The organism is Shewanella sp. SM29 (genome assembly GCF_025654245.1).
In the GTDB taxonomy this organism is placed as follows: Bacteria; Pseudomonadota; Gammaproteobacteria; order Enterobacterales; family Shewanellaceae; genus Shewanella; species Shewanella oncorhynchi.
On record NZ_JAKKRN010000002.1, the window covers coordinates 158,727 to 172,920 of the forward strand.

A 14,194-nucleotide genomic window follows, 5' to 3' on the forward strand; every position below is an offset into this window, starting at 1 on the left:
AATATAAAAGGCGCCTAAGGCGCCTTTTTTATTGGCTGTAATTTCGGCAGCGAATCGCAGTAAATGACAGGAATGGGATTGAGCTAACACCATGAAGACTAGATATTTTTTCTTCTACGGGTTAGATTGATGCTTCTCTACTACGCGCTCGTCTGTGTCATTGTCGAGGATAATGTGAGTAGAGCCATTAACCATGAGCTAAGTGCTTATGGCTTCAGTGCTGTTCTGCAAAAAATCTTGAACTCAAATTTATTTAACACGGTTGCAGTCTATCGTTGCGAGCGTATTTGTTTTATGGGGCTTATCGCATTGGGGGAGGGTAAGCAACAGAGTCGATGTTAGCCACAGTAACGGCTTAAACATCACATTTTTTTACGAGGGAAAAACTGTGAAAACACCTAAAATCATTATTTCGGAAATTGACTTAGAAAGACTAGAGCGATTATTGGAGTCACTGCCGGCAAATGCGTTTCCGGGCAAAGCGGCATTGGAGGCTGAATTAGACAGAGCCGATATTGTGTCTGCATCACAGGTGCCTGCGAATGTGGTGACCATGAATTCAGAAGTGAAGTTTAGCGTTTCATCCAGTAATGAGACTTTCTGTTTACGTTTAGTGTATCCAAAAGACGTGAACGGCGCGGGCACGATTTCTATTTTGGCGCCAGTGGGCAGCGCATTATTAGGGCTCTCTCAAGGTGATGAAATTGAATGGCCAGGTCCGGGTGGTTCTATGGTAAAAGTGCGTATTGAAGAAATCCTGTATCAGCCTGAGCGCAGTGGTGATTTCCACCGTTAAGCTTGAGGTATTGGCGTAGTGTCGTTGACGTTACGCCAGTGCACTTTAAGCGAACCATTGGTTGATTTTTAAGTGCCATTTTTGAAGGAGCAAAGATGATAACCCAAACTGAACGGTTAATTATTCGACCATTTACTGAGCAAGATTGTGAAGCGCTTTATTTGATGAACAGTAATCCCGAGATGCTAAAGTACATTCCCACCGCGGCATTTACAGCTCGCGAGCAGGCGGTTGAGTTGTTTCACAAGGTGATCCAAGTCGATTATCAGCAACATGGTTTTGGTCGTTGGGCGGTAGAGCATAAAGCTGATAAGCGGGTGATTGGTTTTTGTGGTCCGAAATTTATTCCAGAATTCAGCGAAGTCGAACTGGGTTATCGTTATTTCCCTGAGTATTGGGGAACTGGAATTGGTACTGAGGCCGCATTTGCTGCATTAGCCGAATTTAAACGTTTTGGCATTGACCAGACGATTGCACTTATCTTAGCAGGGAATCTCGGTTCTGAAGGTGTGGCTAAGCGTGTGGGCATGCATTGGCGTGAGCAAAATGAGTTTATGGGCCATCAAGTGAATATCTATGCCAAGGTGTTATAGCGGTTTACCCGTAAACATCATCCAATAAAAAACCAGCCTTAGGCTGGTTTTTTGCTTAATGCTATATAAACACAATGGCCGACTTAGGCGTCGTTATGCTCACAGGTATCGTTGGTGCAAGTGCCGTACAAATATAAGCTGTGATTAGTCAGCTTAATGTTGTGTTTCATGGCAATTTCATCTTGACGACGTTCGATGACTTCATCTGAAAACTCAATCACTTTGCCACACGATAGGCAAACTAAGTGATCATGATGATGCTGAGTCGATAGTTCGAAAACGGCTTTACCGCTCTCAAAATGATGGCGACTGACAATACCTGCATCATCAAATTGGTTTAACACACGGTAGACGGTGGCTAGACCAATTTCTTCACCGATATCGAGCAGCTTCTTGTACAAATCTTCTGCACTGATATGTTGGTTTTCAGGTCCTTGCATCAGTTCTAGGATCTTGACTCGTGGCAGGGTAATTTTCAAACCCGCTTTTTTTAGCGCTTGATTTCCATCTGTCATTGCTAATCTCTTGATTGCAGAACCAATAGGTTCATCCGTGGATAGTGTTTGCCATTATAGGTGCTCAGGTTGAAAACTTAAACCTTTGTTCTGGCTTTCTAGGGCGATATGCAGATAAATTGTGTCAATAGGCGTTAAATCACAATATTTTGCGGCAATTCAAGCATAGTTTTTGTATGGTTATACCAAGGAATAATATTCACGGCTGCCAAAGTCAGTGAGAATAATTCAAATAAATAAAATAATAAGGAATCAGCATGTACCAGCAAATTGTGGTGTTAACCGGCGCAGGGATCTCTGCTGAGTCGGGTTTACGCACCTTTCGCGATCAAGATGGTCTGTGGGAAGAGCATCATATTGAAGACGTTGCTACACCAGAAGGTTATGAGCGTGATGCTGAATTGGTAGAGCGATTTTACAATAGTCGTTGGTTGCAACTGCATAGTGGCACGGTTGAACCCAATGCAGCGCATGTGGCCTTAGCAAAGTTGGAAGCGGACTTTAAAGGTCAATTACTTATCATCACACAAAATATTGATGATCTGCATGAGCGTGCGGGCTCGCGTCGTCTATTGCATATGCACGGTGAATTATCCAAAGGCCGTTGTCCGCGCTCACGTCAGACCTTTATTTTACGTGAGCCCTTTGGTGCCGATAATTGCTGTACTTGTTGTATTCCGGCCCAGCGATTACGCCCCCATGTGGTGTGGTTTGGTGAAATGCCCTTAGGGATGGATCGAATTCACGATGCGCTCGATAACTGTGACTTGTTTATTGCCATTGGCACCTCTGGCACTGTGTATCCTGCCGCGGGCTTTGTGGATACTGCTAACCATCATGGGGCTCAAACAGTCGAAGTGAATATGATGGCACCCGATAGACACAGTCAGTTTCAATATCACCTCACAGGAAAAGCGGGGGAGTTAGTGCCTCAGTTGGTTGATACCATTTTAGCGGGTCGAGTGATTGGCAGTGAGTCGAACGCATGAGCGAAAAAGTTGCGATTATAATGCGTGGCTTACCGGGCAGTGGTAAATCACATTGGGTTGAAACTTACATTCTTTCCCTTCCTTTAGAAAAAGCCATTGGCGTGCGGCAACGTGGCGTATTTTCGACCGATAGTTTTTTCTACCATGAAGATGAATACCGTTTCGATGCCAAGAAATTACCTGAGTTTCATCAATGTAATTTGACGGGGTTTATTCAGGCACTTTCTTCAAGCGAGCCTGTGGTGATTTGTGATAATACCAATCTGTGCCACTGGGAATACATGGCCTATGAAGCGGCGGCAAAAGCCTTAGGTTATCAAGTTAGAATTGTGCTTGTGGGTGAACCAAACAGTCTGGCTCATCAGCAGGAATGCGCCAAACGTAATCGCCACGGCGTTCCTTTGGCACAAATTCAGCGGATGGCGAAGGGATTTGAAGATTTTTAATGTCAGGTACTTACTTATGTTGAGTATTGTGATCTGTAGCTATCAATTTTAGGCATGGGTCCCGCAGTGTTTTCGCCCTGTCATAAGTCTGTTGTACTCTGTTTAACGTTTTGCTTTGTCTATGTCTATGTGCATGTGTGTGGCTCTTACATTCGCCTTATCTATTTGACTGTGCACTTTAAGCTTGATCCCAAAGACAGTTTATCCACATAAGTCTGCGTATAATGCGCTAACTTGTGTGGCATTGAAGGGCTAATGCAAGATTGCTGCTGACTTGATCGAGACCATTGAGCACAAGCGGACGTTTATCAGAGGAAAGAGCCATGCTCATTAAAATTTTACTAACAGTCTTAGTTATTGCTGGCGCTTGGTTTTTGCTGGTGAAACGCAAGCGTCAGATTGAACCTCAGGTTGTTAATCTCAGTTCAAAGCGTTTTAGTGAACCGCTGTGGCGTCGATACCTGTTGACGGGTGTGTTTGTAGTGATTGGATTTAGCCTGCTGAGTTACAGTGTTTGGTATTGGCGCGATCAGCATAGAATTGTCACTGTGAGAATTGTGTCACCGAATGCCGACAATAACGGCGAGTATCGTGTGCGAAAAGGGGATATCTCAGACTCGAAAATGGTCACTATCGATGGCATCCATATTCGCTTTTCGACCCAAGAACGGTTGGCAATTATCGAAACCGACTAAGGCATATTTATTTTACTAAATTACCTTGCACGCCTTTTCATTGCCAACTTATGCGGTAAACTAGCGACAATTTTTTAGCCTGCACTTAAGTGGAATCGTTAACTTAAGTTTTTTTTCAGGAGGACAAATGATTACTGCTTATGTCTATGATAATCGTCACCTTACTGTGACAGAGCTCGGCATACTGGACAGTATTCCCGCGTCGACCATTTGGTTAGATCTGTATAAACCCGATGATGAGGAGCGAGAGTGGTTAAGTCATTTTTCCGTTGAAGAAGTGCCTGACGAAGAAGATATCAATGAAATTGAGGCCTCAGCACGTTTTTATCAAAACAGTGACGGCTTGCATATTAATTCGTTATTCCCACAGCGTGTCGGCCAAGATGTGCGCGGCGTTAACGTTTCCTTTAACCTTCGTAGCAATTTTTTACTGACAATTCGTGAAGAAGACGTAGGTCTTATCCGTTTACTGCGTAACTACTTGCGTTTAGGGCGGTTAGAAGTATCGACACCGCAGGAATTGTTTCTCGAATTATTTAATCTGAAAGTGGATTATTTATCTGACTTAATTGAAGACGTTTACACTGTACTTGAAAATGTCGGTGAGCAAGTATTTGATAACGATGAACTTGACAATGTATTTAAGCTCATCACTCTGCAAGAAGACTCTAATGGTAAAATCCGATTAAGTTTGCTCGATACACAGCGTTCACTGCGTTATATGCAGCGTTATTATCGTGGCCAGTTATCCGATGAACATTTAAAGGACTTGCGGGAAATGTTGTCGGATATCGAGTCGCTGATGCCCCACAGTCAGTTTATCTTCGATAAGTTAAACTTCTTGCTCGATGCGGCCATGGGTTTCAGTGGTCTGCAGCAGAACAAAATCATCAAAATCTTCTCGGTTGCCGCTGTGGTATTTCTACCACCGACCTTGATTGCCAGTAGTTATGGGATGAACTTTGCCAGCATGCCTGAGCTTGAGTGGCAATACGGTTACCCTATGGCGATTGTGATGATGTTAGCCAGTGCCGCAGGTACTTACTTCTTCTTTAAACGTAAGCATTGGTTATAAGTCAGCCGCTAGCTGTGTTGGTTTTCTCGAATTAAAAATAAGGGGCGAATGTAATATTCGACCCTTATTTTTATCACTGCCATTTAACTACGTTCATTCAATGACTTTTATTCAATGAGTGAGACTCGATGACTTTGCGTAAATGAGTGAAGCTCGTTAGACATAATCGTTAAGCCAGTTTCTTAATCAACTACTTACGACTATCGCCGCCAAAGTAGTAACTCACTCGCTCGCGCGGATTCAAATACTCGTGGACTTTTTCAGGAAGCGCCGCAGGTGGTAAGCAGCGCACTATGCTGATCCCTTCAATTTCCAGATCAACGATAGGCGCCTGATCTTTGGGCACTAAGGCATCGTAAACCAATATTTTTGGACATAGTAGTTTAGTTAAGTTAACCGACATCACCATGGCATATTGACCGCTGGATAATTCCACCACACTGCCGGGGGGGTAAATGCCCAGCATCTTGATCATCTTGCCAATATACTCTTGATTTAGCTTAGTTTTATATTGCTTATACAAATGCCCTAGTGCGGCGTAGGGCATTCTGGCTTTGCCCTGTTGGCTTGGGTAACACAAGGAGTCATATTCGTTCACTACCGCAATCAGTTGCGATACCTTATCGAGAGCCTCTTCCTTTAGGCCTTTGGGATAACCACTGCCATCGAGAAACTCGTGGTGATTGGTGATTGCAGGTAAGGCTGCTTGGGGAAAATTATCGGCTAATTTGAGCAGTTCAATCCCAAGTAATGGATGCTGCTTGATAAAATTAAGCTCTGGTGCTGACCAAGGTGTCGATTTTTTTAGAATTTGTGGTGGGATTTTTAATTTACCCACGTCGTGGAACAGGGCACTGAGACCGACCGTTTCGATTTCACTTCTATCCCATTCCATTTCTTTGGCGATCAGCATAGAGAGGATCGCAACATTCAAGGAGTGGTAGTAAATGCTTTCATCCTGCTTAGCATCACTCATCAAATGCAGCACTAAGTTATCTGAGTTGAGCAGCTGTTCGACTATGGTGTGCACCAAATCTTTGGCGTCATCGACCGCATTTAAGGGGCGATTACGTAGCTTAGAGATGAGGCTGCGCATCATGGCTACTGAGCGGGTAAAATTTTGCTCAGTTTTATTAATGTCACGGCGTAATTTTTTTTGTACTTCGATTTGCTCAGCCTTGTATTGATCCATGTCGTTTTTAAGCACATTGATTTCAGCACTTGGCGGCAATTTGATAGGGTTGACCGCATCAGCATGTATCGGGGCGACGTCGCTGCGTTCTAAATCGACGATGACATGTTCGATGCCCAGATTTTTAATCAACTCGATTTGCGCAGTTTGTTTAATATGAAAGCTACTGAATAAAAAGGGATGATCTTTCCAAGCCACGGGCAAACGCACAAAGTTGCCGACTTGAAGTTGATGGACTGAGACTTTACAGCTTTTTTTCATATTCTTGTTATCGTGAAGCCTAATGTGGGTTATTTTATCTCAATGATGCTGCTTTACAATTACTTAACTAACATGTCAGCATAGTAAGCCTAGAAAGTAGCCACTCCATTGAGGAAGTATGGACTTTATTGAAGTATACCCTAATGCGTTGCCGAATGACTTGTGTGACCGTCTCATTCTGGCATTTGAGCAACATGCTGGCGTTGTTGATGGACAAACGGGCAATGGCGTCGATCTGGAGAAGAAGATCAGCCGCGATTTGACCTTAGATAGTTTCATCGACCTGCAGCCCATCAGAAACGAACTCTTAGGTTATACCTTAAAGGGCGCGATAGATTATTTCACAAAGTATTCAATGGCACTAATGGGTGCGGTTGCTGTGTCAGTGAGTGATGAACAGGGCCAACCTGTAACGCTAACTCCGACTAATTTTGCGACGCTGGGTGCGCCTAGGGCCGATGGCTTAGTGAAGTATTTGTATCGCAGTGGCAGTATTAATATTCAAAAGTATCAGCAAAATAAAGGCGGTTATCCCCATTGGCATTCGGAGCAATTCCCGCAGAATGGCCACAATGAAGCTCTGCATCGCGTCGTGCTCTATATGTTTTATCTAAATGATGTGGAAGAGGGCGGCGAAACCGAATTCTATTATCAACAGCGTAAAATCTCCCCTAAAAAAGGCACTATGGTGATAGCGCCTGCGGGATTTACTCATTCACATCGGGGAAATAAACCTGTGAGTGGTGACAAATATATTGCCACTTCTTGGATCATGTTTAATCGAGCCGAACAGCTATATGCGGTGATTGCATGATAGTATCCCAGTTTCTTACACTGGGATACTGATCCTAAAGAGCGCCCCTTCTAAGCGACTTTCTTCAATTTTTAAGCTGCCACCGTAGCTGTGAACGATTTCATCACAGACAGCTAATCCTATCCCTTGCCCTGGGGACTGGGTATCGGCACGCACGCCACGTTGGATAATCTTCTGTCTTAAGCTTTCTTCAACACCCGGGCCATCATCCTCAACGATAAGTTCAAATTCGCCATGCGAATTAATTTGAGCAGAGACATGCACTTGACTGATACACAAGCGGAAAGCGTTTTCCATTAGGTTGCCACACAGTTCCATCAAGTCGCCCTTGTTGCCAGGGAACATTAAGGCGGGAGGAATGTTTGCTGAGAACTGCACTTGCTTGTCGCGATAAATTTTAAACAACATTTGCGCTAATTGGTCGACTAAGGGCGCAATAACAGTTTGTTCTTGCTTCAGGCCTTGGCGGCCTAACATGGCCCGTTTTAATTGGTATTTGACCAGCTGATCCATCTGGCTGACTTGTTCCATGATCTTTTCGCTCGCAGATTGTTTACTCAAACTGGCGTCATCTGTAATGGCATGCACGGCGGCTAAGCGGGTTTTAAGACTGTGTGCCAAGTCATTCATAGCATTTTGATAGCGCTGTTGTTGGGCACTCGATTGTTGCAACATCTGGTTGAGTGCTTGCGTTACGCCTTCAAGTTCAACAGGATAGCCCTCAGAAAGTGATTTACTCTTACCTTGGTTAATTGATTGCAGTTCGTTTTGCATCCGTACCAAGGGACGCATGCCCCAATAGGCGGCGCTGACCAATAGAATTAAGGCTAAGGCCAACACCATGGCTAAACGAATATAAGTACGTTTACTGAACTTACTGTATTCTTGCTCCAGTTTGGCGGCATCTTTCATGACAAGGAGGTTGTAATGCACACTGGCAATTTCTACCGCGAGCAAATAGACGAAATAACCTCTGTCGTCAGCCATGGTGAGGTAGTAGGGCGGGGAGTCGTTACGGATTTCGTTAAAACGCTCACAGGTATCAAATAATCCACGATCTACTGCGAGGGATGAGGTCCAAACCTGCTTAAATTTGCCATCGCAACTCGCTATTACATAGCGCTCTTGTTTATTATTTTCTTCTAACCAAGCACTGGTATCGGGGATAAGATCGTGCTCCCGTAATTCGGCGGCGACTTGGGGAATTTCGGCAATGAGTTGGGCCGTTTCTTCGTTATAACTATTTTGCGCATGCAGAATATTAACCATCCATGCGAGACCAAAACCCACTAAGGTAATAATTGATAGTGAGGTGAGAAACATCCGTGTCAGCAGACGTTTCTTGAATTTTAATCTTAATTGCATGGTAGGTTAAATTTATATCCTTGGCCGCGGATGGTCACTATGGGGTTATCGATACCATCTCGGGTCAGTTTTTTACGCAGGCGGCTGACCATGACTTCAATCGTATTGGGATCGCCTTCCTTATCACCATAAATCACATCGAGTAAACGTTGCTTGGCGACAACCTCATGACAATGGCGCATCAAATATTCGAGGATTAAATATTCAAAGGCAGTGACCTCCATGACTTCGTCACCCAGAGTGACTTGTTTGGCGGCGAGATCGAGTTTCAATTCTCCACTGCAAATCACGGGTTTAACAAAACCTGCGCTACGGCGCACTAAGGCATCAAGCCTTGCGACAAGCTCTTCTTTTTGAAAGGGTTTCACTAAATAGTCATCGGCTCCGGCGTTTAGGCCTTCAACTTTATCCTGCCAATTAACTCGTGCCGTGAGAATTAATATTGGTGCTTTAAGACCCGCTTCACGGAGTTGTTGAATTAAGCTAATACCATCTTGATCGGGTAGCCCTAAATCGACAATGGCGACATCGATGGGATAATTAGTGGCTTGATAAAAACCTTCTTTGGCAGTAAGTGCCACTTGAACTTGATTGCCGAGATCGCTTAATTGCACTTTTAAGTGGTGGGATAAAATAGGATCGTCTTCAACAACCAAAATTCTCATAATATAATGCCTTAAAGTGTATGAGCTAAGCTTTAGCAAACTAGTCTACGTAAAATCACACTGATAACCAAATAGAGGATCAGCATATCTTAGTTGAACTTAACCTTTGCTGACCGAGTTGAACTTGTGGTCAAAATAAGTACTAATTGATTGTTGAATAAGAAGGTTTTACCGTTAAAGTGTTAGCGTATCGGGGAATTTCCCCAAGGCGATTTTTGTTTTCTGATCCGCAAAATGCCGTTGCCACACATAATCGCGCCTAAGGTAAATAACATCACCGCCATCATGATAAAAGACAATCTCAACCAAGGCATTTCTTGCGCTAATCGCAGATGTACCGCTTCAATGGTTGTGACGCCCCATACGGCAAAGACACTTATAAATAATAAAATTTGTAATAAACGAAGTAAGTAAACTGAGTTAAAAAATAAGACCAAAGGCGCAAGTGCAAAAGGAATAGCAAAGTTAATTTGTTCGTAACGTACGAAGTGGGCACTCAATAACCAGCATGCAATCAGGATCCAAAGACTTCTCCACCACATTTATACCCCTCCCATTAAACGTATTAAAATAGTAAACATAATGTATCTAAAAACAAACTTCCGTACTATTGGCGCGTTCACATTTTGCTAACAATAGAAATGTTAACTGTATTGCGTTCAAACAAAAACGCCCAACTGAAGCTGGGCGTCATTTTGGTCTTTGTGAGGTTTAGTTCGATTTATCTAAATGATGAACTTGCTCATCAAAACTTCTAGCAACTTTACCCGCTTGAGTGTTGTTAAACACTTGCTCGTTAAATTCGCCCTCTGATTTAGCAATAATTACAGTTGCTACGCAATCACCTGTGACGTTTACAGCAGTACGTACCATGTCGAGTAAGCGATCGACACCGATAATCAGGGCAATCCCTTCCACTGGTAAGCCAACTTGATTTAACACCATGGCCAGCATGATAAGTCCGACACCTGGAACACCCGCTGTACCAATTGATGCTAACGTGGCAGTCACAACGACAACGGCATAATCGGTTAGTGAGAGCTCAATGCCAAAAACCTGCGCAATAAACACAGTGGCAACGCCTTGCATGATTGCTGTGCCATCCATGTTAATCGTAGCGCCTAACGGTAGCGTAAAAGCGGCGATTTTATTATCGACACCTAATCTATGTTCAGACGCTTCTATGGTAATGGGTAAAGTGGCATTTGAACTGGCGGTTGAAAAAGCAAACAACTGCACATCGCGCATTTTACGAATGAATATTAAGGGGTTGAGGCCTGAGAAAAGTTTTAAAAGGATTGGATAAACGATAAACGCATGGACTAGTAATACACCTAAGACCACGAAGAAATATTGAACCACACTACCAAAGGTCTCTAAACCGAGTGTTAATGCAAGTTTTGCCATCAGCGCAAATACACCATAGGGCGCGAGTTGCATTATCAGTGTCACGACACGCATGATGACTTCATTTAAATCTTCAAACAACGCCGCAATACGTTTGCCGCGCTCACCAATATGGGCAATAGCAAAGCCAAAAATGACCGCAAAAATAATAATTTGCAGCATATTACCTTCGCTCAATGCCTGCATCGGATTGGTAGGCACTATGTTTATCAGCACATCAGCAAGACTTGGGGCTTCTTTTGCGACGTACTCCATTTTTTCTGACGCCAGTGAGGCGTTTCCAGGATGTATTAGGGCTGCGCTGACAATCGCAATCACTAAAGCAATGGCGGTCGTGAATAAATAGAAGGCGAGGGTTTTCCCCCCTAAGCGGCCTAATTTTGAAGGTTCACTCAGTGAGCAAGTTCCGCAAACTAATGAAATAAAGACTAAAGGAACGACTAACATTTTTAAGCTGGAGATGAAGATAGTACCGATAACATGCAAGAAACCTTCAGTAATATAATCTTTTACTATATCGCTTTCTGGAAAGGCATTGCGGAGAATGAGGCCTAAAGCAATACCTGTTCCCATACCGATCAGAATTTTACTTGTAAGGCCGAGTTTATTTTTTATAGAAATTGCCATAGAGAGTCCTGTGTGTTTTTTATACATTCTATTTTTTGGCGCTCACAAGACTAGCAAGAAAATCGTGAAGATGAAATGACAATTAATGTTAAAGTATTTATCAAATTTGCGAAATAAAATAAGATAGTTATGGGAAAGTTGCGTGAAAATTGTGTAATGTTAGCCTATAAGTAATAAGCGTCTCGCTTAGATATTATCATCAGAGTAACAGGGAGCCTGACAATGAAGTCAGCGTATAAGGTTTTTCTCGCAGGATTGTGTTCGCTTTTATTATTAGCATGTGGTGGTGGAGGCAGTATCTCTGATGATGGTTCCGGTACTCCGCCGACGCCAAGTGTCGTCACTGTCACCATGGGAATTTCAAATATTGATATTTCGGCTATAGCCCCTGCGGAGGTCACTGCTAAAGTTGTAGATTCTAAACTTGGGCCTCTTGCTGGTATCTTAGTTACTTTTTCACTCAGTGATAGCAATATTGGATCTTTCAATCCCTCTATCGGAACAGCCTTAACTGACGTTAATGGTGTAGCGAGTATTACATTAGTGACTGCGACGATTGCTGGAGCTGGTACAGTAAGCGCAAAAATTGACAGTGGTGAGTCCGGTAAGATTGGATTTAATATGAAGGGTGATGGTGGTGTAGCTGGTGGCGGTGCTCAAGTTTCATTAGTTTTAACTGATGCAAATGGTTCTCCAATACAGTCAATTAGTACTCTTTCACCTGGGAAATTAGTTGCAACAGTGACAGGTATTAAGAAGCCAGCGATTGTGACCTTTTCCAGTCCAATAGGTGATTTACCAATTAAAACAGCTGTAACGAACGCTCAAGGTAAGGCCACTGTTGATATTTATGCAGGAAGTGCTTTAGGTGCAGGAGAAGTTATGGCTTCACTAGTTACTGGTGAAGTAGGTAATACTATTGTTGTTGTTGGTGCAACTAATGTTGTTATGGGAAGCGGCAATCCATTTGTTAAGGGCAAGGCAGCAGTTAGCAGTACTACAGTTTCTGCTGGTGGTACTGCAACAATTTCTGTTTTAATTCAAGATGATCTAGGTAATGCATTTACTCAGCCTGTGGACGTTAACTTTTCTTCAACGTGTGCAACTAAAATTCCTGCCCAAGCACAAATAAGTTCGCCTGTATCATCTAGTAATGGCGTTGCGACTTCTACCTACTTAGCACAAGGGTGCGTAGGTGAAGATCAAATAAATGTTACTGCGAATGCTGGTGGAATTAGCTTGTCAGCCACAGGAACTATTAATGTTTTAAGATCTGATATAGGTAGTATTGTATTTGTATCGGCGGTTCCTGAAAATATTAGCATTCTTGGCACTGGTGGTACTGAATCGTCAGTGGTTAAGTTTAGAGTTCTAGATAAAAATGGTAACTTTGTTAGTAATCAGAATGTGAAGTTTAATTTGAATACTGGCGTTGGAGGCGTAAAGCTTGCACCTCTTGAGGCAACAACTAATAATGAGGGGCTTGTACAAACGGTTGTGACAACTGGTACCGTTGCCACATCATTAAGAGTAACTGCAACAGTCGATGATAATTCTATTCCTGCAATATCAAGTCAGTCGAGTCAATTGATTATTTCAACGGGTATTCCTGACCAAGATAGTTTTTCACTTTCTGCACAAAGTTTAAATGCAGAAGGCTGGAACCGAGATGGCTCAGAAGTATTAGTCACTGCGCGTTTAGCTGATGCGTTTAATAACCCTGTGCCTGATGGAACGACAGTTTCATTTACTACAGAGGGGGGGTCTATTGAGGATGCCTGTCAAACGATAAAAGGGGCTTGTACTGTGAAATGGACAAGTCAGTTACCTCGCCCATTAGGTGAAGTTCTAATTGATGGTGCTGGTATTCAAATTCGTAATCCTGAAGCTGGTATGATTCTAGATCCTGCTTTAGGTGTTTATGGTAATTTTTATGGCCAGAAATATGGCGGGCGTGCAACTATTACTGCTACTGCAATTGGTGAAGAGTCATTCCCAGATCTGAATGGTAATGGTCGTTTTGATGCTAGCGAAATGACAACATTTCTTACTGGTAAGGATGTTACGGGCCAATCATTTGATTTAAATGATGCATTTAACGATTATAATGAGGATGGTATTTTTAACCCGCAGCAGGCCAGTGGGCAATTAGGTGGTGAGCTAGAAGAATTAATTGATTTTAACTCGAATGGGGTATTCGATGTTAAAGACAATAAATATAATGGAGTTTTATGTTCCGATCCTGTGCATGTAGGTTGTGCCGATGGTGTGAGTAATGATAAGTCGCTTTATGTACGCCGAAGTCTTGTTATGGTTATGTCAGGCAGTGCTGCTTATGCAACGAATGACAAAGATATAAAAATCATTGATCAAGAACTAGTTGATGGTGTCGATGAAGATGGTAAGCCTATAACAGTGCTTGTTGCTAGAGAGCATTTTGGTGGTTCAATTCAGATCTATGGAAAGGGAACTGCTTCTGCTTCATTTACTCTTTCTGATTTGCATAATCAGCAATTGCCAGCAGGCTCAGTCGTTACTTTTGTAGTTAGTGCAGGTTCTGTTACTAGTGCAAACCAATATATTTGGCCGAGTTCAAATCATAACGGTGGTCGTGAGTTTACCGTATCATTAAAAGGTGAAGATAAGCCTAACTCAGGCACATTACTTGTAACTGTGACTACACCTAATAATGTTGTAACAGAGGTGCTTTCAATAGCAGTAAATATTTTATAAATACGTTTTTTATTATATAAA

General features: G+C 42.8%; 14 protein-coding genes. 8 read left to right on the forward strand and 6 right to left on the reverse strand.

What is annotated here, in order from left to right; genetic code table 11:
• Positions 1-388: 388 nt before the first annotated feature.
• Together rnk and L5L77_RS02095 are read left to right on the forward strand one after the other, a co-directional pair.
• Positions 389-796, forward strand: coding sequence for a nucleoside diphosphate kinase regulator (gene rnk, locus L5L77_RS02090; RefSeq protein WP_263221951.1), 408 nt, complete (start codon positions 389-391; stop codon positions 794-796).
• A 95-nt stretch (positions 797-891) separates the two neighbouring features.
• Entirely contained in the window at positions 892-1,389 is a 498-nt protein-coding gene (locus L5L77_RS02095) for a GNAT family N-acetyltransferase (protein ID WP_263221952.1), read from the forward strand.
• Between the two features lie 83 nt (positions 1,390-1,472).
• Here the strand turns inward: L5L77_RS02095 and fur are convergent, their stop codons facing one another.
• On the reverse strand, positions 1,473-1,904 hold the full coding sequence (gene fur, locus L5L77_RS02100) for a ferric iron uptake transcriptional regulator (protein WP_028759706.1): 432 nt from the start codon (positions 1,902-1,904) through the stop codon (positions 1,473-1,475).
• 257 nt (positions 1,905-2,161) lie between these two features.
• Between fur and cobB the strand changes: the two genes are divergently transcribed.
• From cobB to corA, 4 genes are all read left to right on the forward strand, one after another.
• Positions 2,162-2,893 (forward strand): Sir2 family NAD+-dependent deacetylase, encoded by a 732-nt coding sequence (gene cobB / locus L5L77_RS02105; RefSeq protein ID WP_263138521.1) that lies wholly within the window; start codon positions 2,162-2,164, stop codon positions 2,891-2,893.
• Positions 2,890-3,339, forward strand: a complete 450-nt coding sequence (locus L5L77_RS02110) for an ATP-binding protein (RefSeq protein WP_263177227.1) — start codon at positions 2,890-2,892, stop codon at positions 3,337-3,339. Before cobB ends, L5L77_RS02110 begins: the two co-directional genes overlap by 4 nt.
• Positions 3,340-3,662: 323 nt before the next feature.
• Positions 3,663-4,034 carry a hypothetical protein gene (locus L5L77_RS02115; protein WP_263177226.1) on the forward strand — a complete coding sequence of 124 codons (372 nt, stop codon included), beginning with the start codon at positions 3,663-3,665 and terminating at the stop codon, positions 4,032-4,034.
• Positions 4,035-4,161: 127 nt separating this feature from the next.
• Positions 4,162-5,109: a magnesium/cobalt transporter CorA gene (gene corA, locus L5L77_RS02120; protein WP_263185404.1), complete on the forward strand. Its 948-nt coding sequence runs from the start codon at positions 4,162-4,164 to the stop codon at positions 5,107-5,109.
• Between the two features lie 190 nt (positions 5,110-5,299).
• Here corA and L5L77_RS02125 read toward each other — a convergent pair whose 3' ends face one another.
• Positions 5,300-6,562, reverse strand: a complete 1,263-nt coding sequence (locus L5L77_RS02125; protein WP_263185403.1) for an HD-GYP domain-containing protein — start codon at positions 6,560-6,562, stop codon at positions 5,300-5,302.
• A 118-nt stretch (positions 6,563-6,680) separates the two neighbouring features.
• Here L5L77_RS02125 and L5L77_RS02130 point away from each other — a divergent pair, with 118 nt between their 5' ends.
• A complete protein-coding gene (locus tag L5L77_RS02130) occupies positions 6,681-7,376 on the forward strand; it encodes a 2OG-Fe(II) oxygenase (protein ID WP_219252617.1) in 696 nt (231 codons plus the stop codon).
• Between the two features lie 15 nt (positions 7,377-7,391).
• Here L5L77_RS02130 and L5L77_RS02135 read toward each other — a convergent pair whose 3' ends face one another.
• The 4 genes from L5L77_RS02135 to L5L77_RS02150 form a co-directional block, all read right to left on the reverse strand.
• Positions 7,392-8,741, reverse strand: coding sequence for a sensor histidine kinase (locus tag L5L77_RS02135; protein ID WP_263185402.1), 1,350 nt, complete (start codon positions 8,739-8,741; stop codon positions 7,392-7,394).
• Positions 8,732-9,406 carry a response regulator gene (locus tag L5L77_RS02140; RefSeq protein WP_028759714.1) on the reverse strand — a complete coding sequence of 225 codons (675 nt, stop codon included), beginning with the start codon at positions 9,404-9,406 and terminating at the stop codon, positions 8,732-8,734. The genes L5L77_RS02135 and L5L77_RS02140 overlap by 10 nt, the downstream gene beginning before the upstream one ends.
• Before the next feature lie 182 nt (positions 9,407-9,588).
• A complete protein-coding gene (locus L5L77_RS02145) occupies positions 9,589-9,948 on the reverse strand; it encodes a hypothetical protein (RefSeq protein ID WP_028759715.1) in 360 nt (119 codons plus the stop codon).
• Positions 9,949-10,117: 169 nt separating this feature from the next.
• Positions 10,118-11,440, reverse strand: coding sequence for a dicarboxylate/amino acid:cation symporter (locus L5L77_RS02150; protein ID WP_263185401.1), 1,323 nt, complete (start codon positions 11,438-11,440; stop codon positions 10,118-10,120).
• A 222-nt stretch (positions 11,441-11,662) separates the two neighbouring features.
• Between L5L77_RS02150 and L5L77_RS02155 the strand changes: the two genes are divergently transcribed.
• On the forward strand, positions 11,663-14,173 hold the full coding sequence (locus L5L77_RS02155; RefSeq protein ID WP_263185400.1) for an Ig-like domain-containing protein: 2,511 nt from the start codon (positions 11,663-11,665) through the stop codon (positions 14,171-14,173).
• The last annotated feature ends 21 nt before the right edge of the window (positions 14,174-14,194 follow it).

Coding starts and splice junctions, on each gene's coding strand:
- L5L77_RS02115 (WP_263177226.1), top strand. CDS start 3,663: ATGCTCATTAAAATTTTACTAACAGTCTTAGTTATTGCTGGCGCTTGG.
- L5L77_RS02125 (WP_263185403.1), bottom strand. CDS start 6,562: ATGAAAAAAAGCTGTAAAGTCTCAGTCCATCAACTTCAAGTCGGCAAC.
- L5L77_RS02150 (WP_263185401.1), bottom strand. CDS start 11,440: ATGGCAATTTCTATAAAAAATAAACTCGGCCTTACAAGTAAAATTCTG.
- L5L77_RS02135 (WP_263185402.1), bottom strand. CDS start 8,741: ATGCAATTAAGATTAAAATTCAAGAAACGTCTGCTGACACGGATGTTT.
- corA (WP_263185404.1), top strand. CDS start 4,162: ATGATTACTGCTTATGTCTATGATAATCGTCACCTTACTGTGACAGAG.
- L5L77_RS02130 (WP_219252617.1), top strand. CDS start 6,681: ATGGACTTTATTGAAGTATACCCTAATGCGTTGCCGAATGACTTGTGT.
- cobB (WP_263138521.1), top strand. CDS start 2,162: ATGTACCAGCAAATTGTGGTGTTAACCGGCGCAGGGATCTCTGCTGAG.
- L5L77_RS02155 (WP_263185400.1), top strand. CDS start 11,663: ATGAAGTCAGCGTATAAGGTTTTTCTCGCAGGATTGTGTTCGCTTTTA.
- L5L77_RS02140 (WP_028759714.1), bottom strand. CDS start 9,406: ATGAGAATTTTGGTTGTTGAAGACGATCCTATTTTATCCCACCACTTA.
- fur (WP_028759706.1), bottom strand. CDS start 1,904: ATGACAGATGGAAATCAAGCGCTAAAAAAAGCGGGTTTGAAAATTACC.
- L5L77_RS02145 (WP_028759715.1), bottom strand. CDS start 9,948: ATGTGGTGGAGAAGTCTTTGGATCCTGATTGCATGCTGGTTATTGAGT.
- L5L77_RS02110 (WP_263177227.1), top strand. CDS start 2,890: ATGAGCGAAAAAGTTGCGATTATAATGCGTGGCTTACCGGGCAGTGGT.
- L5L77_RS02095 (WP_263221952.1), top strand. CDS start 892: ATGATAACCCAAACTGAACGGTTAATTATTCGACCATTTACTGAGCAA.